Origin of the sequence: Streptomyces sp. NPDC001832, assembly GCF_040297265.1 — a bacterium.
GTDB lineage: Bacteria > Actinomycetota > Actinomycetes > Streptomycetales > Streptomycetaceae > Streptomyces.
In genome coordinates, this window is sequence record NZ_JBEOYU010000010.1 from 1 (window position 1) to 18,998 (window position 18,998).

Annotated in this window: 19 protein-coding genes and 1 pseudogene; 10 read left to right on the forward strand and 10 right to left on the reverse strand. The window is 68.6% G+C overall.

Annotated features, from left to right (window positions below):
* Window positions 1-81, reverse strand: a pseudogene (locus tag ABT115_RS10850) (electron transfer flavoprotein subunit beta); the annotation flags it as partial.
* A 169-nt stretch (window positions 82-250) separates the two neighbouring features.
* Between ABT115_RS10850 and ABT115_RS10855 the strand changes: the two are divergent.
* Entirely contained in the window at window positions 251-922 is a 672-nt protein-coding gene (locus ABT115_RS10855) for a TetR family transcriptional regulator (RefSeq protein ID WP_351787090.1), read from the forward strand.
* 319 nt (window positions 923-1,241) lie between these two features.
* A complete protein-coding gene (locus tag ABT115_RS10860) occupies window positions 1,242-1,592 on the forward strand; it encodes a Zn-ribbon domain-containing OB-fold protein (protein WP_502969066.1) in 351 nt (116 codons plus the stop codon).
* 87 nt (window positions 1,593-1,679) lie between these two features.
* Here the strand turns inward: ABT115_RS10860 and ABT115_RS10865 are convergent, their stop codons facing one another.
* A complete protein-coding gene (locus tag ABT115_RS10865) occupies window positions 1,680-3,617 on the reverse strand; it encodes a glycoside hydrolase family 5 protein (protein ID WP_502969067.1) in 1,938 nt (645 codons plus the stop codon).
* Between the two features lie 243 nt (window positions 3,618-3,860).
* On the opposite strand from ABT115_RS10865, the gene ABT115_RS10870 reads away from it, so the two are divergent.
* The 5 genes from ABT115_RS10870 to ABT115_RS10890 all read left to right on the forward strand — a co-directional run bounded on the left by ABT115_RS10870 (window position 3,861) and on the right by ABT115_RS10890 (window position 9,087).
* Entirely contained in the window at window positions 3,861-4,688 is an 828-nt protein-coding gene (locus tag ABT115_RS10870) for an inositol monophosphatase family protein (protein ID WP_351786664.1), read from the forward strand.
* 239 nt (window positions 4,689-4,927) lie between these two features.
* The gene (locus tag ABT115_RS10875) at window positions 4,928-6,343 is read left to right on the forward strand and encodes a phytoene desaturase family protein (protein WP_351786667.1); all 1,416 of its coding nucleotides are present in this window, start codon (window positions 4,928-4,930) and stop codon (window positions 6,341-6,343) included.
* A 115-nt stretch (window positions 6,344-6,458) separates the two neighbouring features.
* Window positions 6,459-6,995, forward strand: coding sequence for an O-acetyl-ADP-ribose deacetylase (locus ABT115_RS10880; protein WP_351786670.1), 537 nt, complete (start codon window positions 6,459-6,461; stop codon window positions 6,993-6,995).
* A gap of 84 nt (window positions 6,996-7,079) precedes the next feature.
* Window positions 7,080-8,549, forward strand: coding sequence for an AlkA N-terminal domain-containing protein (locus tag ABT115_RS10885; RefSeq protein ID WP_351786673.1), 1,470 nt, complete (start codon window positions 7,080-7,082; stop codon window positions 8,547-8,549).
* 13 nt (window positions 8,550-8,562) lie between these two features.
* Entirely contained in the window at window positions 8,563-9,087 is a 525-nt protein-coding gene (locus ABT115_RS10890; protein ID WP_351786675.1) for a methylated-DNA--[protein]-cysteine S-methyltransferase, read from the forward strand.
* A 108-nt stretch (window positions 9,088-9,195) separates the two neighbouring features.
* Here the strand turns inward: ABT115_RS10890 and ABT115_RS10895 are convergent, their stop codons facing one another.
* Window positions 9,196-9,780, reverse strand: a complete 585-nt coding sequence (locus ABT115_RS10895) for a TMEM165/GDT1 family protein (protein ID WP_351786678.1) — start codon at window positions 9,778-9,780, stop codon at window positions 9,196-9,198.
* Window positions 9,781-10,156: 376 nt separating this feature from the next.
* Here ABT115_RS10895 and ABT115_RS10900 point away from each other — a divergent pair, with 376 nt between their 5' ends.
* Complete coding sequence (locus ABT115_RS10900; RefSeq protein WP_351787096.1) at window positions 10,157-10,309, forward strand: DUF2191 domain-containing protein; 153 nt, start codon at window positions 10,157-10,159, stop codon at window positions 10,307-10,309.
* Here the strand turns inward: ABT115_RS10900 and ABT115_RS10905 are convergent.
* Together ABT115_RS10905 and ABT115_RS10910 are read right to left on the reverse strand one after the other, a co-directional pair.
* Entirely contained in the window at window positions 10,284-11,486 is a 1,203-nt protein-coding gene (locus ABT115_RS10905; protein WP_351786681.1) for a hypothetical protein, read from the reverse strand. The genes ABT115_RS10900 and ABT115_RS10905 overlap by 26 nt on opposite strands.
* A 216-nt stretch (window positions 11,487-11,702) precedes the next feature.
* Complete coding sequence (locus ABT115_RS10910; protein WP_351786684.1) at window positions 11,703-12,197, reverse strand: NUDIX domain-containing protein; 495 nt, start codon at window positions 12,195-12,197, stop codon at window positions 11,703-11,705.
* Window positions 12,198-12,326: 129 nt separating this feature from the next.
* Here ABT115_RS10910 and ABT115_RS10915 point away from each other — a divergent pair, with 129 nt between their 5' ends.
* Window positions 12,327-13,442: a glycerate kinase gene (locus ABT115_RS10915; protein WP_351786687.1), complete on the forward strand. Its 1,116-nt coding sequence runs from the start codon at window positions 12,327-12,329 to the stop codon at window positions 13,440-13,442.
* A gap of 187 nt (window positions 13,443-13,629) precedes the next feature.
* On the opposite strand, the gene ABT115_RS10920 is transcribed toward ABT115_RS10915, so the two are convergent.
* Window positions 13,630-14,124 carry an SRPBCC family protein gene (locus ABT115_RS10920; RefSeq protein ID WP_351786690.1) on the reverse strand — a complete coding sequence of 165 codons (495 nt, stop codon included), beginning with the start codon at window positions 14,122-14,124 and terminating at the stop codon, window positions 13,630-13,632.
* A 299-nt stretch (window positions 14,125-14,423) separates the two neighbouring features.
* On the opposite strand from ABT115_RS10920, the gene ABT115_RS10925 reads away from it, so the two are divergent.
* Window positions 14,424-15,464 (forward strand): zinc-binding alcohol dehydrogenase family protein, encoded by a 1,041-nt coding sequence (locus tag ABT115_RS10925; protein WP_351786693.1) that lies wholly within the window; start codon window positions 14,424-14,426, stop codon window positions 15,462-15,464.
* A 124-nt stretch (window positions 15,465-15,588) separates the two neighbouring features.
* Here ABT115_RS10925 and pssA read toward each other — a convergent pair whose 3' ends face one another.
* The 4 genes from pssA to ABT115_RS10945 all read right to left on the reverse strand — a co-directional run bounded on the left by pssA (window position 15,589) and on the right by ABT115_RS10945 (window position 18,996).
* Complete coding sequence (pssA, locus tag ABT115_RS10930; RefSeq protein ID WP_502969072.1) at window positions 15,589-16,410, reverse strand: CDP-diacylglycerol--serine O-phosphatidyltransferase; 822 nt, start codon at window positions 16,408-16,410, stop codon at window positions 15,589-15,591.
* 22 nt (window positions 16,411-16,432) lie between these two features.
* Window positions 16,433-17,080: a phosphatidylserine decarboxylase gene (locus ABT115_RS10935; protein ID WP_351786699.1), complete on the reverse strand. Its 648-nt coding sequence runs from the start codon at window positions 17,078-17,080 to the stop codon at window positions 16,433-16,435.
* Window positions 17,081-17,260: 180 nt separating this feature from the next.
* Window positions 17,261-18,466 carry an acyl-CoA dehydrogenase family protein gene (locus ABT115_RS10940; RefSeq protein WP_351786702.1) on the reverse strand — a complete coding sequence of 402 codons (1,206 nt, stop codon included), beginning with the start codon at window positions 18,464-18,466 and terminating at the stop codon, window positions 17,261-17,263.
* A gap of 2 nt (window positions 18,467-18,468) precedes the next feature.
* Window positions 18,469-18,996 carry a MaoC family dehydratase gene (locus tag ABT115_RS10945; RefSeq protein WP_351786705.1) on the reverse strand — a complete coding sequence of 176 codons (528 nt, stop codon included), beginning with the start codon at window positions 18,994-18,996 and terminating at the stop codon, window positions 18,469-18,471.
* Between the last annotated feature and the right edge of the window lie 2 nt (window positions 18,997-18,998).

Genomic DNA, 18,998 nt, shown 5'->3' on the forward strand with positions numbered 1-18,998 from the left:
CACCGTCAGGTCATCAGCGAAGTGCCGGTCGCCGGTGGCGTCGGGCACGTACTTCACACAGACAACGATCCTCAAGCTCACGCCGGCTCTCCTACCTGGATGTGGTTCGTATCGACAACCTGGGTGTGGTTCGTATCGGAGAGAATATGGCACTCAGTACCCTCTGTAAAGGAACCCGGTGCCAGAATGAGCCTTCCGGTGCTACGTTCCCCGCATGACTGACGCACGCAGACCGGCGAAGAAGGCCCCCATGCGGGAGGTGCTCGCCGAGGTGGCCTTCCAGCTCTTCCTGGAGCGGGGCTTCGAGCAGACCACGGTGGACGACATCGTGGCGCGGGCCGGGGTTGGGCGCCGGTCGTTCTTCCGGTACTTCCCCTCCAAGGAGGACGCGGTCTTCCCGGATCACGAGCGCTGCCTCGCCGACATGACCGCGTTTCTTGCTGCGGCCGGTGACGCGGAGCCGGTTGACGCGGTGTGCGACGCGGCGCGGCTGGTGCTGCGCATGTACTCCGCCAACCCTGAATTCTCCGTCCAGCGCTACCGGCTCACCCGGGAGGTGCCCGGGCTTCGTACCTATGAACTGTCCGTGGTGCGCCGTTACGAGCAGACGCTGGCCGGCTATCTCCGTGACCGGTACGGACAGTCGGGGGACGGTGCGCTGCGGGCCGAGGTGATCGCCGCGTCCGTGGTCGCCGCGCACAACAACGGGCTGCGGACGTGGCTGCGTTCGGGCGGTGAGGGGGACGCGGAGGCCGCGGTGGATCAGGCCCTCGGGTTGGTTCGCCAGGTGTGGGGGAGTGCGGCGGCCGGGGGCGCGCCCCCGGTAGCAGCCGAGGGTGACGTCGTTGTCATGGTTGCCGCCAAAGGGGCCCCGATGTGGCGCGTCGTGCAGGAGATCGAGTCGGTCATGGGCCGGGGCTGACACTGCGGCCCGACCCAAGGGCTGTCCCGTAATCCCTGGCGGGCGCGCGACGACAGCTACGGCACCTCGCCGCGTTGTCGGAACGTCCGCATACATTCAGCATGCGGACGTCCCTCCGCCTTGCGATGCACCGCATCTGACGCCGCGCGCTGATCCACCACGGATTACGGGACAGCCCTTAGGTGTGGCACTGAGTGTCTTTACGTTTCAGCACTCAGTGCCTTATGGTGCGGACGCGCCTACGCGCAGGTACGGCGCATACGAGCCGAGCGCAGGGGGTCGAAACGTGTCCCAGTCATCAAGTGGCACCGTGCAGACGGTGCATGAGGAAGTCGGCCTGTACTACGACCGATGCCGCTGGTGCGGCACGGCCTCCTTCCGGAGGCTGCTGTGTCCGGTGTGCGCATCAAGTGATCTGAAGCCCGAACACAGCGCCGGTCTGGGCGTCGTGGTGAGGTCCGGCGTCGTGCATCGCTACACGGACGCGGCACGCAACGAGTCCCTCGTCCGGCTCCCCGAGGGCTTTGTGTTCCGTTGCCGTGTCGTGGGCGCCGCACCGCACGAGGTATCGGTCGGCGCGCGGGTCCGCCCGGTTGCCGACGGTGACCGGGATACGGGCGAGGTGGTCTTCGAACTCTGCGACCCGCCCAGGCTCGACGACTGGTTCTGAGCCTGCCCAGCCCCGGCAGGACCTCCGCCGCGCTGCGGTCGGCGGCCGCGTCGCGCCACTGCGCTCGGCGGCCGCCTTCCTGAAGTGCTACAGCTTGCGGCAGAGCAGGGCGTCGGGCGTTTTGCCCTTGGCCCACGCACCGGTGAAGGCGATGCCTGCTGCGTACTCGTCGGTGGAGCACTGGCCCTTGTAGTTGCCGGAGGCGAATTCGCCACCGGGGTTGCCGGCCGGGCGGTTGTCGCCACGGTCGAACCACACAGTGCGGCCAGTTGTCGGCAGCGCACGTGACGCGGAGGCGCACAGCACGCCGGAGACGGCCTGCCCGCGGATGCTGTATCCGGTCATGAACTGGTTCTGGGGACACTGGAACTTGGTGTAGCCCGAGGCCCAGTCGCCTTGCTGGGCGTACCGTTCGTCCGTCACTACGGTGAATCCGCCTGCCGGGGCCGCGAGTCCGGGCGCACCCGCGTCCGTGCAGAGGCTGCGGCCATCGCGGTGGGACACACCGGTGATCCGCTGCCCGTCCGGGCACACGCCCTTGCGGGCTCCGGAGTCCCAGTCCCCCTGTGAGCGCACCCGCAGGGACTGTACGGCGTCCGCGTGGTCGAGGTTCAGCATGTTCCAGTTCTGGTTCGCCGGCACTGGCCCGGTCTTGCCGGGTGCGGCGATCAGCCGGTTCCAGTCGACGGCGCGCCAGTCGCCACCGTCGAGGAGGCCGGAGCGCCGGCCCTCGGTGTCGTAGTCGAGCAGCTTCCAGTGCCCGTGCCCGGTGAACCCGACCAGCGGCCAGTACGCGAAGTCGGTGTCGTTCGCTATCAGGTAGTCGACGAAGTTGCCGAACCAGGCGCGCGCCCGCGGGTCGGTCTCATCGGCGCCGATGCCGAACTCGCTGATCCACAGTGGCGCGGTGTAGTGCTGTCCGGTGTCGGAGGCGACGAAGAAAGCCTGACGCTGCAGCGTCGCGAACAGTTCGTCGCGCGAGAGCTCTTGGTAGCGCCAGTCGTGTGTCTCCCCGGTGCCGGTCGCCCCGGTGTGGTTCGGGCCGGTGTAGCCGTAGAAGTGTGCCGAGTAGACGAGTTTGTTCGACGCCAGGAGTGTGTGTGAGAGCGTGCGCGTCGGTTCCAGCGTCGGTCGCCAGTGCGGCAGGCCGTCCGCGGGGATGCCCTGCCAGTTGATGCCCTCGACCACTACCAGCAGGTCGGGGCTGGCCTCAGTGAGCAGTCGGTCGCCGAGACGTTGGGAGGCAGCCCACCAGTCGTGGTCGTTGCCCCAGCCCCAGTTGGCGTCGTCGGTGATCGTACGCCGCACCTCGTTGTACAGGTCGGCGCCCACGACGCGCTTGTTGTCCTTGTACCGCTTGGCCAGGAGCAACCAGTCGGCTTCCCACTGCGCGGTGCTCTGACTGGTGTTCCAGCGCTCGTTGCCGTCCAGGCCACAGCAGAAGCGGGACGTGTTGGTGTGGTTGTTGAGCACGACCGCGAAGCCCTCGGCTGTCGTGGCGGCGATCACTGCGTCGAACACCTGGAGCGGGGTCTTGCCGCGGAGTTGGGGGTTTGCGGCGACCGCCGCGTCGGAGACCGGGCGCTGGTCGTGCACCATCTCGTTGGAGAACGGAAGGCGGATGCTGTTGATGTCGAGTTCACGGAAGTCCGACAGCATTGTGGTGATGGGAACGCGGTCGAGGCCGAGTGGCATCTGGTCGGATTTCTCGGCGTCGTGGTGGTTCGCGGGGGCGTTGATGTCCCCCGATCCGTTCCACGAACCTTGCGCACCATGCCAGTTGGCAGACTTGAGCTTGAAGCGGTTGCCGTCTGCGTCCACGATGTACCGGCCGCGTGTACTCAGAGGCGGCTTCCAGCTGTCCACGAGGGTGTTGCCGGTCGCCGCGGCTGCGGTGTCGACGTCCAGTGCGGGGGATCCGCCGGCCGGTGCGGCCAGCACTGCGGCCAGCAGGCCTCCGGCCAGCACGGCCCCAAGGAAAGTTCTCTTCACGGTGCCCTTCAGCGGTCCGGGGGCACGCCGCACCGGAGGGGAGTCTGCGGTGTGCGGTCGGCCCAGTGGAAAGGAGTGTGAAGCGGTAGTGCGTGGTGGAGCGGTGGATCTACCTGGGCCGGAGAACGGCCGTGGGATCGGTTCCCGCAAGGTACTTGAACGGGATGTGAACGGGAACGGGCAGAGCAGCGCGGGCGTAAGGACGGAGGCGATCCTGGACGGGCCACGTCATGACCAGGTCGTCGGCTCCCCGGTGGACCGTGCTTAGCTGGGGGCATGATCGATGAATTGCTTGCCGGGGACCTGACCGAGGTCGAGGCGGCGGTCCGCGCAGCGGCCGCCGCCGAGATCATGCCGCGCTACCGGCAGCTCGCCGCGCACGAGATCGTCGAGAAGAGCGGCCCGCACGACCTCGTCACCACCGCCGACCGCCTTGCCGAGGAACACCTCACCGCATCCCTGACCAGGCTCCTGCCGGGCTCGGTCGTCGTCGGCGAGGAGGCGGTCCACGCCGATCCGAAGGTCTACGACGCCCTGGGCGGCGACGCACCGGTGTGGATCGTCGACCCGGTCGACGGCACCCGCCAGTTCGTCCATGGCGAACCGGGCTTCTGCACCCTGGTCGCCCTCGCTCACCGCGGCGAACTCCTCGCCTCCTGGACGTATGCCGCGGCTCTGGACGAGATGGCGATCGCCGTCCGCGGCCGCGGTGCCACACTCAACGGCAAGCCGGTACACGTCGGCTCGCCCACGCCCGGCGCCGATCTGCGGGTGGCGATGTCGCACCCCGACTTCACCACCGAGGCGCAGAAGCGCGCTCTCCTCGGCCTGCATACCGAGGGCATCGATGCCCGTCCCTGCGGTTCCGCGGGCCTCGAATACCTCGCCGTCGCCCGCGGCGACAAGGACGCGGTCGCCTTCAACTGGGAGTACGCCTGGGACCACGCGGCAGGTCTGCTCCTGGTCACCGAGGCGGGAGGCGCCCAGGCCACGCTGTCCGGCGCCCCGTACCGCCTCACCGGTGGCAACGCCCTGCCGTTCACGGCGGCCCGTGACGAGGCGACCGTCGAGCGCATCCTTGAGGCGCTCCGCGACGAAGTCTGATCGACCGCCGCCTCGCCCACGAGTTCACCCAGCAGGAACGGGACGCTCTGCCGGACCTGCTCGCGCTCCGCTTCACGGCCGTTCAGCGGGACTGAGAGGCCGGGCGTGGCCACTTTGCGCCGTTGCCGTGCTGGATCAGGCGGAACGGTTCATGGAGCGGCGACCCCACCCGCGGTAGCGCTGTCGGTGCCTCGGAATATCCTGGGTGTCCTGGCCGTCGGCTGAGAAGGAGTCCGAAGGTGCCGTCGATGCTTGATGCTGTCGTCGTGGGGGCGGGGCCCAACGGACTGACCGCCGCGGTCGAACTGGCCCGCCGTGGCTTTGCCGTGGAGGTCTTCGAGGCGGCCGAGGCCGTCGGAGGCGGTGCCCGCACCGAAGAGCTCACCCTCCCCGGCTTCCGCCACGATCCCTGTTCCGCCGTCCATCCGCTGGGCATCGGCTCGCCCGCGTTCGCCGCGATGCCACTGGCCCGGCACGGCCTGGAGTGGCTCCAGCCCGACCTGGCGCTTGCCCACCCGTTCCCGGACGGGTCGGCCGCCGTGCTCACCGGGTCGGTGGGGGAGAGCGCCATGTCGCTGGGCGCCCAGGACGCGGGGGCGTACCGCAGGCTCGTCGCCCCCTTCCTCGGCCACTGGGACACCCTTGCCGAGGACTTTCTGCGCACCCCGTGGGACGGGCTGCCCCGTGACCCTTACCGCTGGGTGCGATTCGGTCTTGACGCGCTCCAGCCCGCGACACTGCTCTCCCGACGCTTCCGCGGTGCGAAGGCGCGCGGTCTGTTCGCCGGGCTCGCCGCCCACGCCATAGCCCCTGTCAGCGGCCTGGCCACCGGCGGGATCGCCCTGCTCTTCGCCCTCGCCGCGCACGAGAAGGGCTGGCCGGTGCCGCGCGGCGGATCGCAGGCCATCTCCGACGCCCTTGCCTCATACATGCGCGAGCAGGGGGGCACGATACATACCGGCACGGAGGTCAAGCGCCTGGACGAGCTCCCGCCCGCCCGCGCCTACATCTTCGACACCTCGCCGACCGCCCTCGCACGCATCGCGGGGCTGGGCCACGCCTACAGTCGCTATCGGTACGGGGCATCCTGCTTCAAGATCGATTACGCGCTGTCGGGCCCCGTACCCTGGACCGCGAAGGAGGCCCGCAGAGCGGGTACGGTCCACATCGGCCCCACGGCCGGCGAGATCGACTCTGCCTTGAGCGCCGCGGTGGCGGGCCGCGACCCGAGCGTGCCGTTCCTGATCACCGCACAGCCCAGTCTGGTCGATCCCTCCCGGGCGCCCGAGGGCCGGCATGTCTTCTGGGCGTACGGACACGTCCCGGCGGGCTGGGAGGGCGACGCCACCGATGTCATCGAGCGGCAGCTGGAGCGTTTCGCCCCCGGCTTCCGCGATCTGGTGCTCGCCCGAGCGGTCGCGGGGCCGCCCCGGCTTGCTGCGCGCAATGCCAACTACGTCGGCGGCGACATCGCGTGCGGCGCGTACTCCGGCCTCCAGACGGTGATACGGCCCAAGCTCGCACGGGTTCCGTATGCGACGGCGCATCCGGCGGTGTTCATGTGCTCCTCGGCCACTCCGCCCGGCCCGGGTGTGCACGGCATGTCCGGTCACCACGCGGCGAAGGCCGTCTGGCGGCGGCTGCGGGCGGCCTGAGCTTTTCAAAGCCGTCCGGAGTGCCGGGGGAACGGGGCCGGTGCCGTCCGGAACACCAAGAATCCTTCGGAGCGCCAAGGGCGTCCGGTCAACGGGGACACGGCATCATGGCCGGATGCGCACACCCGAGGCCGTCACCGTCACCCTGGTACGCGGTGACATCACCCAGCAGTCCGCCGATGTCATCGTCAACGCGGCGAACTCCTCCCTGCTCGGCGGCGGCGGAGTCGACGGAGCGATCCACCGGCGCGGCGGTCCGGAGATCCTCGCGGCGTGCCGCGAATTGCGCGCCTCGCAGTACGGAAAGGGGCTGCGCACCGGCCAGGCTGTCGCCACGACCGCCGGAAGGCTCGATGCCCGATGGGTGGTTCACACCGTAGGGCCGGTCTGGAGCGGTACCGAAGACCGGTCCGCGCTCCTCGCCTCGTGCTACCGCGAATCGCTGCGTGTGGCGGCGGAGTTGGGGGCACGTACTGTCGCCTTCCCTGCCATCTCGACCGGGATCTACGGCTGGCCCATGGGCGACGGGGCGCGTATCGCCATTCGCACAGTTCTGGAGGAGGCCGCCCCGCCCGTCGAGGAGGTGAGGTTCGTGCTGTTCGACGCGGATGCGTATGCGGAGTTTGAAGAGGTCCTGGCAGCGCAGGGCTGACGGGGACGGCCGAGGTCCTGGCAGTGCAAGGTTGATGTCGGATTCTCGCCAGCCTCCAGGTGCCCCGTGCCCGATGCTTGAGTCATGCACACCGACACCGAGCGCTGCGTGCGGGCCGTCCAGTCCAAGGACTCCCGCTTCGACGGCTGGTTCTATACGGCGGTCCTGACCACTCGGATCTACTGCCGCCCCAGCTGCCCCGTCGTGCCGCCGAAGGTCGAGAACATGACCTTCTACCCCAGCGCCGCCGCCTGCCAGCAGGCCGGATTCCGGGCCTGCAAGAGGTGCCGCCCCGACACCAGTCCCGGCTCCCCGGAGTGGAACGCCCGTGCCGACTCCGTTGCCCGTGCGATGCGACTCATCCGGGACGGTGTCGTCGACCGCGAAGGCGTCCCCGGTCTGGCGGCCCGGCTGGGCTACTCCGCCCGGCAGATCGAACGCCAGCTGCTCGCCGAGCTGGGGGCCGGCCCGCTCGCCCTGGCCCGTGCGCAGCGCGCCCAGACCGCACGGCTGCTCATCGAGACGACCGGGCTGCCCATGGCCGAGGTCGCGTTCGCCGCCGGTTTCTCCTCGATCCGTACCTTCAACGACACCGTCCGTGAGGTCTTCGCACTCGCCCCTGGCGAGCTACGCACCCGCGCCACGCGGTCCGCGGCATCGCCTACTCCGGGCGTGATAGCGCTGCGGCTGCCGTACCGGGCCCCGCTCAACCCCACCAACCTCTTCGGTCACCTCGCCGCGACCGCGGTCCCCGGTGTCGAGGAGTGGCGCGACGGCGCCTACCGCCGCACGCTCACCCTCCGGTACGGGCACGGCATCGTCGCCCTCACCCCGCACCCCGACCACATCGCCTGCCGGCTCTCCCTCACCGATCCGCGCGATCTCACCCTTGCGATCAGCCGCTGCCGCTGGCTGCTCGATCTGGACGCCGACCCCGTGGCCGTCGACGACCAGCTGCGCGCCGATCCACTCCTCGCACCCCTGGTCGACAAGGCGCCGGGCCGCCGGGTGCCGCGTACCGTCGACGGTGCGGAATTCGCCGTACGGGCGGTGCTCGGCCAGCAGGTCTCGACCGCGGCCGCCCGCACCCACGCGGCACGTCTGGTCACCGCCCACGGCCTCCCCGTCGACGACCCGGAGGGCGGCCTCACCCATCTCTTCCCGACCCCCGAGGCCCTTGCCGCGCTCGACCCCGAACAGCTCGCCCTGCCGCGCAGCCGCCGCACCACCCTCACCACACTCGTAGGCGCACTCGCCGACGGCATACTGCGGCTGGGCACCGACGCCGACTGGGAGAAGGCGCGGGCCGAACTGACCGCTCTTCCCGGCTTCGGCCCCTGGACCGTCGAGGTGATCGCGATGCGGGCGCTCGGCGACCCGGACGCCTTCCTCCCCACCGACCTCGGCATCCGGCGCGCGGCCGGACAGCTCGGCCTCCCGTCGACACCCGCAGCGCTCACCGCCCGCGCGGCGGCCTGGCGGCCCTGGCGGGCGTACGCGGTCCAGTACCTTTGGACCGTGGCCGATCACCCCATCAACCACCTGCCCGCATAAGGGGAGTTCACCCATGACCGCGACGCATACGCGTGACGCGAACCGACAGCACATGGTCGTCGGCAGTCCGTACGGTCCGCTCACTCTCGTTGCCACTGACGGGGCACTCGCAGGCCTCTACATGACGGACCAGCGGCACCGCCCGCCCGAGGAGACCTTCGGCGACCCCGACCCACGCCCCTTCACAGAGACCATCCGCCAGCTCGACGCCTACTTCGCCGGTGAACTACGTGAGTTCGACCTGCCGCTGCATCTGGAAGGCACCCCGTTCCAGCGCAGCGTCTGGGCGCAGCTCCTGCTGATTCCGTACGGCGAGACCCGCTCGTACGGCGAACTGGCCGAGAGTCTCGGCAAACCGGGTGCCTCACGCGCGGTGGGCCTTGCCAACGGCAGGAATCCGGTGAGCATCATCGTCCCCTGCCACCGCGTCATCGGCGCCTCCGGCAGCCTCACCGGCTATGGCGGCGGGCTCGACCGCAAGCAGCGGCTGCTGGCCTTCGAGAACGGTACGCAGGACAACACTCCGGCACTCTTCTGACGCCGCCCGTGCGGAGAACGCGAAGACGGGCTTGGCAGACCTGGTCCAAGCCCGTCCGTCCGGAATCCACGAGGGAAAAGCCGAAGCAGCGCCGTGGCGGCGGAGGTGTCAGCCGGTGAAGATCTCCACGAGGGTCCAGATCGCCAGACCCAGCATGCAGAACCCGCCGATCCGCTGAACCGTCTTGAGGGGCACCCGCTTCGCGATGAACTGCCCCGCGAGCAGCGCCAGCGCCGAGACGGACATCAGGGCGGCCGCGGACCCGATCGCCGTGGACCAGGTGCCGTTGCTCGCGGCCAGATTGGCCGTGGTGATCTGGGTGAGGTCGCCCCACTCGCTGATGAAGACCGCCATGAATGCGGTCGAGTAGACCGGCCAGAAGCCGGTCACCGTCTTGGCGCCGCCCTCCTCTTCGGCATCGCCGCCGCCGTTGCGCAGCAGCATGAACGCCCCGAACGCGAAGAGGGACGCCGAGACGAGCTTGACGATCCAGTCGGGCAGCAGCCCGATCAGGCTGCCCGCCCCCACGGCGATGGCGACGTGCACGATGAACGCGGACGACGTACCGAACCAGACATACAGCGGTCGCATACGGGTGCCCATGGCAAGCGACGCGAACATCGTCTTGTCGGGGAGTTCCGCGAGGAAGATCAGCCCGAAGGCGGTGAGAATCGCCAGGGGGTCGAGGTGCATTCCGGGTGGCTTTCTGTGAGAGCCGGGCCCCGGGCCTTCGCGAAGCGCCACTCAGGCTTTTCGGAGGACCACTCGGCCCGGCATGACGTCAGCGCCCACGAGGCGCGGGCGTGTCATACCTGACCGAAGGTCTCGCCCGCCCGTAGGGATCTACGGGCCCGGCCACCGGGAACCCGAGGGCTCCAGTGTGTCGACGACCGGTTTGCGGGGCTACTCCCCTTCGCAGCCATCAACTGTACCCCACCGGCGGGCGGGGGTGTGCACATGTTCGATCCGGAGGCAGGGATCGGTAGAGCCTTGTGCGGCCAGTTCGTCGTACGGCGTCGGCTCGGCGTTCACCGTGATCAGCCGCGCCCCGTTGTCCACCGGCAGCCTGATGGTGCTCGCGGGTATCAGCGGTTCGCAGGTCGCCGTCGAACTCTTGGTACGCGACTACATCGCGCGCGGCCACCGCACCGAAGCACGGATCGCCGCGCGCGAGCAGTCGCTGCGCGAGGCGGACGTCAAGCCGCAGGACCAACAGGGCTGAACGGCGACGGGGTCAGGCCCGTCCAGGTGTTCAGCACGGCGTGAACGGTCTGCTTGGTGACTTGGCCGTCCTGGACCTTGCCGCTCTGCGCGAGATAGAACCGCCCGTCGTCGAGCGAGATCAGTCCGTACTGCCCGTACTGCCCCGGCGCCGGCCACCCGTACGTACCGGTCGCTTCATCATGCGCCCCCTCACGCAGCAGAGGCAGCAGCAGACCGTGCTCCGGCTCCTGCTGCCCGCGGACGGGGCCGGGTACCGGCTTCTTCGCACCGTCCAGCGCGAAGACCGAGTAGTTGGGGAAGCCCGGCTTGGTGCCCTTGTAGACAGCCATCAGCCAGTTGCCGCTGTACCCGTCGTATTCCAGGTTCTGCACGCCGTATGTGGTGTTTCCGGTGTACGCGAAGAACTTGCCGTCGACGTGTGCGGGGCCGCTGGTGTGCGGTGCGGACTCGGTCAGCGGGCGCTCGTACTTCTTCCACCGCGTGACGTCGTACTGGAGCAGCACCTGGTGGTCGTTGTCCGTGCGCGCCGTGTTGGCGTACACGCCGTACGCGACCGTCAGCTTCTGCTCGCCGCGCTTGCCGCGCCGGTCGCCGAACGCCGGGCCGAAGGCGACGCCGTCGATGCCGCTGCAGCCGTAGCGGTGGTCGGGCGTACTGCCCGTGTCGCCGTCGAAGACACCGTCGCCGTTCATATCGGCGGTGAAGTCCTTCACGACCTCATTGAGATAGACGGTCGAGACGACACCCGTGGACTGTGCGTCCATGTCCATCCGGGTGATGCGGTTGACGTCGAGGATCGCGATGTAGAAGGACTTCGCCTCCTTGTACTCCAGCGAGCCGTAGACCCTGCCGTCCTTCTCGTTGAAGTCCAGATCGCCGAGATGGCCGGTGAATCCGGTGACCGAGCCGACCGGGTTGCCCTTGAGGTCGGTCTTGACCAGCAGGTTGGTCATCGAGAAGTACATGAAGCCCTTGCGGCGGTCGATGGCCATGCCCTGGACATGCCCCGACTGCCAGGCGCCACCGTCGACCGACAGCGGCACTTTGCGGTGTGCGGCCGGGGCCGACGACGGCTCAGCGGTCGCGGTCGACGCCGTGGCGACGACTGACATACAGGCGAACGCTGCGACGATCGTGGCCAGCAGCCCGCCGAGGTGTCCCGTGTGCGTACGCATGATCCCTCCGCTGTCGTGGAGTTCGGATGATGCCGGTCGAGCGTGCACTGCGGACCAATGGCACATGAACTCGGGTGTCCGGCAGTCATCGACCGGACTATCAGCTGACGGTTCATCAAGACAACGGGACACAAGGGTAATACGGGCTATACGTGACGGGTGGATGGATGGGTGGGTGGGTGGATGGATGGGTGGGTGCGCGAGCGGGCTCGGGCGTCAGTCGGCCACCGGGCGGCCGTCCTCCAGCTCCACTGCACCACTGTTGGAATCGAGCACATCCAGTGCCGCCCTCAGGCGCAGCGCGAGACCGTCGTGCAGATAGCGGTCGAGGTCGTCGCGCTCGACCAGTTCCCAGGACAGGAGTTCCTCTTCCTGCAGCCGGATCGCCTTCAACTCCGCCTCTTCCAGCACTCCGCCGTCGTACAGATAGGCGGCGATCGGTGGCCGCTTCGGGCCGCGGGCCCAGTCGATCGCGAGCAGCCGTCCCGGCTCCAGATCGAGACCGATCTCCTCGGCTGTCTCGCGTCGCGCGGCCTGCCGAGGGCTCTCGCCCTTGTCCGACTCGATCGTGCCGCCGGGCAGCGCCCAGCCGTCCCGGTAGTTCGGCTCGACGAGCAGCACTCGCCCGTGGGCGTCCCGGAACACAGTGGCCGCGGCGGCGAGAACCCGGGGGAGCCCCGCGATGTAGGTGGCGTAATCAGTGGTGGTCACGCGGGCAGCGTAGTAGGAGAGCCGCTGCGACGACGGCTCTGGGCAGCGGGTATCCGCCGCGGATAGGGTCGGGGGCGGTGCGACTGCCTGTTCGAGAGCAGGGGATTCAAGGTGGCGGACGGAGCAGTGATGGAGACCGCACGCGTGCTCGTTGCGGCGGACAAGTTCAAGGGCTCGCTCACGGCCGTACAGGTCGCGGAGCGAGTGACGGCCGGGCTGCGGCGCGTCGTCCCCGGGCTGCAGGTCGAGACCCTGCCTGTGGCCGACGGCGGCGACGGCACGGTGGCGGCGGCGGTGGCCGCCGGGTTCGAGCGCCGCGAGGTGCGGGTGACGGGGCCGCTCGGTGATCCGGTGACCGCGGCGTACGCGCTGCGCGACACCACGGCGGTGGTGGAGATGGCCGAGGCGTCGGGTCTCCAGCATCTCCCCGCAGGGGTCTTCGCCCCGCTGACGGCCACGACGTACGGCTCCGGCGAACTGCTGGCCGCGGCGCTCGACGCGGGTGGCCGGACGGTCGTGTTCGGCGTCGGTGGCAGCGCGACCACGGATGGCGGCGCGGGCATGCTGGTCGCGCTCGGAGCCCGCTTCCTGGACGCGGAGGGCAAGCCCGTCGGCCCCGGTGGCGGCGGCCTCGCCGATCTGGCCGAGGCGGACCTGTCAGGCCTCGACCCGCGAATGGCCGACGTGGACCTGATCCTCGCCAGCGACGTGGACAACCCGCTGACCGGCCCGAAGGGCGCCCCGGAGATCTACGGCCGGCAGAAGGGCGCGACCGAGGACGACATCGCGACGCTCGATGCCGCGCTCGCCCACTACGCGTCCATCCTGGGCCCGGACCAAGCCCGGCTGCCCGGGGCAGGCGCGGCGGGCGGCATCGGCTACGGGGCACTGGTCGCTCTCGGCGCCCGGTTCCGCCCCGGCATCGAGGTGATGCTCGACGTCCTCGGATTCGCCCCCGCGCTGGCACGCGCCACGCTGGTGATCACCGGGGAGGGTTCGCTCGACGAGCAGACCCTCCATGGCAAGGCCCCGGCAGGCGTGGCCGCGGCGGCCCGTGCCGCGGGCGTCGACGTCGTGGCGGTCTGTGGCCGCCTCGCCCTGCCGCCAAAGGCCCTGACCGGCGCGGGCATCAGCCGCGCGTACGCCCTCACGGACCTGGAACCGGACCCCGCGGTCTCCATGGCCCAGGCGGGACCACTACTGGAACGGGCATCCGAGGCGATCGCGCACGACTTCCTCTTGTAGCCCGTTCCGGTCGTCCCTCCTGTAGTCCGTTCCGGTCGCGGCCCTCGATCTCGCGGGACGGGTGCGGAGACCCAGGGAGACCCAGCTCGTCCGGCGATCGAGGACCGGGGGCCGGGACGGCGTCCCGGTATCGGGAAGGGGCGGGCGGAGGGGGACAGCCCCGCGCATCGGAGCCGCACCCTTCGCCTCACCCCACAGAGGGCGCCGACCCCTGACCGTCACTCGTGTCCGCATCGGGACGGTCCCCGTCGGCGAGCAGCTCCGCCAGAAGCCGCAGCTCCACCGGCAGATCACGACGCCATGCCATCGTCACGAACGGGGCAAGGATGATCATGCCGCCGTCCAGATGGGGCTTGACCGAAACGTTGACCAGCGTTCCCCATCGGCTCGGACTCAGCCGGAACTCGAGTTCCGGGGAATGGCGGCCCAGTGGGGTCCACATGCGCGCACCGCGGAAGGCCAGGTACTCGACAGGTGAGCTCGCGGTGCATGTGAGGCGGTGCACCCGGCGCCTGCCCGGGAACTTGCAGGTGTACTCGTCGCCGAGTTCCGTGCTGATCGGGCCCTCGATCACGTGATCTATGCTCGACGACCACACGGCCAGATTCCGCGGATCCCGGAGAAACGAGAAGATCTCGTCCGCAGGGCGGGGCACATGGATATTCGCAGACACAGGGGGCATGGCTCCACCTCTTATGGCGCCCGTCCGCCCGGGTCTCGGCGTCCGGTTGCCTTCGTTGCGGTGCCGTTCGCCCCTCAGCCTGCTTCGGATCGCGGGTCCGCGCACGCTTCGTACGGCTGATGGAGTGAATCAGGTGTCCTGTTGCGACACCATCTCGGAGAGTTGCGCACAGACTCGCTTGATTTCCTGGTATGTGCGATTCCGTTCGGTGACGACCGCCGCGAGGAGCAGAGCTGTGGGTGAGACTGCGGACAACGGGGGCGGTTGCCTGTCCGGCTCCTCCGCCGCAGGCTTGATGTGTGGCTGTCTCCGAGTCCGTCCCAGCTGAGCAGAGCGGCTGGGCCGTCCGGACACCCGGTCCGATCGGCACCGGGCCCCTGGCACGCGTACGCCGCACGATGCCTGCTCCCGGCCCTGGGGAGCTTCTGCTGAACGTGGAAGCGTGCGGCGTCTGCCGCACGGATCTCCATCTGGCCGAGGGCGATCTCCTGCCGCGCCGTCCCTCCACGGTCCCCGGTCATGAGATCGTCGGCCGGGTGGCTGCCGTTGGCGACGAGGCCGTCGGCGTCTTCCGTGTCGGCGACCGGGTGGGCGGAGCGTGGCTGCGCGGAACGTGCGGGCGCTGCCGGTACTGCTTGGGCGGCAAGGAGAACCTCTGCCCGCGGTCCACCTATACGGGGTGGGACGCGGACGGCGGCTTCGCCGACACGGCGCTGGTTCCGGAGGCGTTCGCCTACCGGCTTCCGGAAGACCAGGACGCCGTCCGGCTCGCACCTCTCCTCTGTGCCGGGATCATCGGATACCGGTCGCTCCGGCGCAGTGCGCTGCCGGAGGGCGGGCGGCTGGGAATCTACGGCTTCGGCGCGTCGGCCCATCTGGCTGCCCAGGTGGCCGTCGCCGAGGGCGCCACCGTTCATGTGCTGACCCGCTCGGCACAGGCACGCGCGCTCGCTCTGGACCTCGGTGCCGCGTCGGCGGGCGGTGCCTACGACCGCCCGCCGGAGCCCCTGGACTCGGCGATCCTGTTCGCACCCGTCGGCGACCTGGTGCCGGTGGCTATGGAGGCACTGGACAGGTCCGGCACGCTTGCCATCGCCGGAATCCACCTCTCGGACATTCCCGTGCTGAACTACCAGCGTCACCTGTTCCAGGAGCGCAATCTGCGCAGCGTCACCTCCAACACCCGCGAGGATGGCCGCGAGTTCCTCGCTCTGGCCGAGCGCGTGGGCATCCGGGTCACAGTGAGTACCTACCCGCTGAGCAGGGCCGACCAGGCACTGGCCGACCTGGCGGCCGACCGGGTGAACGGGGCCGCCGTGCTCGTACCCGACAGCCTCTGAGAGCCGGGAGGTGCATAGCAGGCGGGACCAGGAGACGTGCGTAAGCCGGGCGCATTCCCAGCACATGCAGAGGGCCCCGGGTGCTGGGGAACACCCGGGGCCCTCTTACGAATCGTTTGTGCCGTTACGGCAGCTGCGCCGCCCGTGCCTCACGCCGGTTGTCGCGGAAGGTGTTCACCCGCCGTGCCGTTGCGAAGAGCGGGATGACCGCTCCCAGGATCACCTGTAGCGCACAGCCGGTCTGGAGGAGCAGCTTTCCGCCGGGGGCGTCGAACGCCCACGCGGCGAGGAGCCCCATCGCGGCCACGATCCAGCTGAGCATCGCCACCGCGAGAACGCCCCGAGGCTTCGGGTACTCGACCCGGCTGACCATCAGCCACGCCACTCCGACGATGGCGAGCAGCGTCGGTGGGAAGGGGAGCTCCAGGAGCACGATCGAGACGACCGTGAGCGCTCCGAAGGGGCTCGGCATGCCCTGGAACATGCCGTCCTTCATGGTCACGCAGGAGAATCTGGCAAGCCTGAGCACCACCGCCAGCAGCACCACGATCGCCGCCAGCGCCGAAACCCGCTGGTGTGCGTCGTCCGCGACCATGCCGTACACGAGGACGAAGTACGCCGGGGCGAGCCCGAAGCTGATCAGGTCCGAGAGGTTGTCCAGCTCGGCACCCATCGGAGAGGAGCGCAGCTTGCGTGCCACCAGCCCGTCGAAGAGGTCGAACACCGCAGCCATGAGCATGAGGATCACGGCGGTGGCCGCGGAGTGCCGGGCCATGCCGCTCTCGTCGCTGCCCGTGAGATGCGGGATGAGGATTCCGGTGGTGGTGAAGTACACCGCCATGAAACCGCACGTGGCATTGCCGAGAGTGAGGGTGTCCGCTATCGACAGGCGCAGTGAGAGCGGCATGTCCTCGCCGGCGTCGTCCTCGGACTCCGCCTCCGGCACCCATCCGGCCTGAGTGTCAGGATCAATCACGGTCAATTCGAGTCACCCCCGCGGTGGTGGCCTGGCCGACCTCGACCGCAACATCGATACCTTCCGGCAGGTAGATGTCGACCCGGGAGCCGAAGCGGATCAGACCGATGCGTTCGCCCTGCTCTACCTTCGTGCCCTGCGGGACATAAGGGACGATGCGACGGGCGACCGCACCGGCGATCTGCACCATCTCGATGTCACCGAGCTCGGTGTCGAAGTGCCAGACAACGCGCTCGTTGTTCTCGCTCTCCTTGTTGAACGCCGGAACGAACCCGCCGGGGATGTGCTCGACCGAGGTCACCGTGCCGGCCAGGGGCGCACGGTTGACATGGACATTCAGTGGGCTCATGAAGATCGCGACGCGGGTGCGCCCGTCCTTCCACGGCATGATGCTCTGCACCACGCCGTCCGCCGGCGAAATGACCCGGCCCTGCGTGATCTCACGCTCGGGGTCGCGGAAGAACCACAGCATGCCTGCCGCGAGCGCGGTGGTGGGCACGGCCACCGCGGCCCAGCGTCCGGACTTGCGGGCCCGGGCGAGGCTGAGTGCCGCCGTGGCGACGGTCGGGAGGAGCCACGGCGAAGCTCCGCGCGCAAGGCGGACTCCGCCGCGTGATGCAGAGGTTTGGCTGTCGGGCATTGATGACCTTCGTAGCGGATGAGGCCGCGCTGGCAACGGGGACGGCGGCTTTTCCGGCGATGTTATCGGTTGCGAGCCACAACTGAGCAAGCCAGCAACCGAGTCGGACGGCTTGAAGGCGCCGCCTGAGGGTGACAGGGTGTGATCTTCTTCGCGACTAAATCGCCTCGAAAGGGACAATCACCCCTGCAACCGGTACTCCTCAAGGACTCGGCGCCCAATGATCATTTTCTGGATCTCGGCGGTACCTTCACCGATCAGCAGCATCGGGGCCTCCCGGTAGAGGCGCTCGATCTCGTACTCCTTCGAGAAGCCGTAGCCGCCATGGATCCGGAAGGCGTCCTCGACGACTTCCTTGCAGTACTCGGAGGCGAGGTACTTCGCCATCCCTGCCTCCAGGTCATTTCGTTCCCCGGAGTCCTTTTTGCGCGCTGCATTTACCATCATCGCATGGGCGGCCTCGACCTTGGTGGCCATTTCGGCCAGCTTGAACTGGATCGCCTGGTGCTGAGCGATCGGCTTTCCGAAGGTGTGACGCTGCTGGGCATAGGAAACGCCCAGTTCGAATGCACGCTGTGCGACACCGCAGCCACGCGCAGCCACATTCACCCGGCCGACCTCGACGCCGTCCATCATCTGGTAAAACCCTCGGCCGGTGGCGCCCCCCAGTACCCGATTGGCCGGAATGCGTAGGCCGTCCATGATGAGTTCGGTCGTGTCGACGCCCTTGTAACCCATTTTGTCGATTTTGCCGGGGATGGTGAGACCCGGTCGGACCTCGCCGAAGCCGGGTTCCTTCTCCACCAGGAACGTCGTCATCGACTTGTGCGGGGCGGTCCCCTCGGGGTGGCCTTCGTCACTCCGGCACAGCACGGCGACGAGTGAGGAAGTGCCACCGTTCGTCAGCCACATCTTCTGGCCGTTCAGTACGTACTCATCGCCATCCTTGACGCCCTTGGAGGTGATGGCCGAGACATCGGAGCCCAGCGCCGGCTCGGACATCGAGAACGCGCCCCGGACCTCACCCAGCGCCATCCGCGGCAGGAATGTGTCCTTCTGCTCCTGCGTGCCGTGCTGCTTGAGCATGTACGCCACGATGAAGTGCGTATTGATGATTCCCGACACGCTCATCCAGCCGCGGGCGATTTCCTCCACGCACAGCGCGTATGTGAGAAGCGACTCACCCAGCCCCCCGTACTCCTCGGGAATCATCAGCCCGAACAGGCCGAGCTCCTTGAGCCCCTCGACGATCTCGGTCGGGTACTCGTCGCGGTGTTCCAGCCGGGTTGCGACCGGAATGATCTCCTTGTCGACAAAATCCCGGACCGTGGAGAGAATTTCCTGCTGGACATCGTTGAGACCGGCAGTCTGGGCGAGTCGCGTCATGGCTACTTCTCCACGTTCTTCAGCGAAGGCTGGTTCAGCTCGGGACGGCCGGGCTGTTCCCCGCCGCGCTCCTTGATGTACGTCTCGGTGGGGACCATCACCTTGCGGCGGAATACACAGACCAGCGTGCCGTCCTGCTTGTACCCCCTGGTCTCCACATAAACGATTCCGCGGTCGTTCTTGGACTTTGACGGAGTCTTGTCCAGAACGGTCGTCTCGCCGTAGATCGTGTCGCCGTGGAAAGTCGGCGCGACATGCTTCAACGACTCGACTTCGAGGTTGGCGATCGCCTTTCCGGAGACATCCGGAACGGACATGCCGAGCAGCAGCGAGTAGATGTAGTTGCCTACGACAACGTTCTTCTCGAAGTCGGTCGTCTTCTCCGCGTAGTTGCTGTCCATGTGGAGCGGGTGATGATTCATGGTCAGCAGACAGAAAAGGTGGTCGTCGTACTCGGTGACCGTCTTTCCGGGCCAGTGCTTGTAGACCGCACCGACCTCGAATTCCTCATAGGTGCGTCCGAACTGCATGA

Excerpts from the sequence above, each read along its gene's own strand:
- ABT115_RS10915 (WP_351786687.1), top strand. The coding sequence starts at position 12,327 with ATGGAGACCGCACGCGTGCTCGTTGCGGCGGACAAGTTCAAGGGCTCG.
- ABT115_RS10885 (WP_351786673.1), top strand. The coding sequence starts at position 7,080 with ATGCACACCGACACCGAGCGCTGCGTGCGGGCCGTCCAGTCCAAGGAC.
- ABT115_RS10945 (WP_351786705.1), bottom strand. The coding sequence starts at position 18,996 with ATGCAGTTCGGACGCACCTATGAGGAATTCGAGGTCGGTGCGGTCTAC.
- ABT115_RS10935 (WP_351786699.1), bottom strand. The coding sequence starts at position 17,080 with ATGCCCGACAGCCAAACCTCTGCATCACGCGGCGGAGTCCGCCTTGCG.
- ABT115_RS10855 (WP_351787090.1), top strand. The coding sequence starts at position 251 with ATGCGGGAGGTGCTCGCCGAGGTGGCCTTCCAGCTCTTCCTGGAGCGG.
- ABT115_RS10890 (WP_351786675.1), top strand. The coding sequence starts at position 8,563 with ATGACCGCGACGCATACGCGTGACGCGAACCGACAGCACATGGTCGTC.
- ABT115_RS10900 (WP_351787096.1), top strand. The coding sequence starts at position 10,157 with ATGGTGCTCGCGGGTATCAGCGGTTCGCAGGTCGCCGTCGAACTCTTG.
- ABT115_RS10920 (WP_351786690.1), bottom strand. The coding sequence starts at position 14,124 with ATGCCCCCTGTGTCTGCGAATATCCATGTGCCCCGCCCTGCGGACGAG.
- ABT115_RS10895 (WP_351786678.1), bottom strand. The coding sequence starts at position 9,780 with ATGCACCTCGACCCCCTGGCGATTCTCACCGCCTTCGGGCTGATCTTC.
- ABT115_RS10880 (WP_351786670.1), top strand. The coding sequence starts at position 6,459 with ATGCGCACACCCGAGGCCGTCACCGTCACCCTGGTACGCGGTGACATC.
- ABT115_RS10940 (WP_351786702.1), bottom strand. The coding sequence starts at position 18,466 with ATGACGCGACTCGCCCAGACTGCCGGTCTCAACGATGTCCAGCAGGAA.
- ABT115_RS10905 (WP_351786681.1), bottom strand. The coding sequence starts at position 11,486 with ATGCGTACGCACACGGGACACCTCGGCGGGCTGCTGGCCACGATCGTC.
- ABT115_RS10870 (WP_351786664.1), top strand. The coding sequence starts at position 3,861 with ATGATCGATGAATTGCTTGCCGGGGACCTGACCGAGGTCGAGGCGGCG.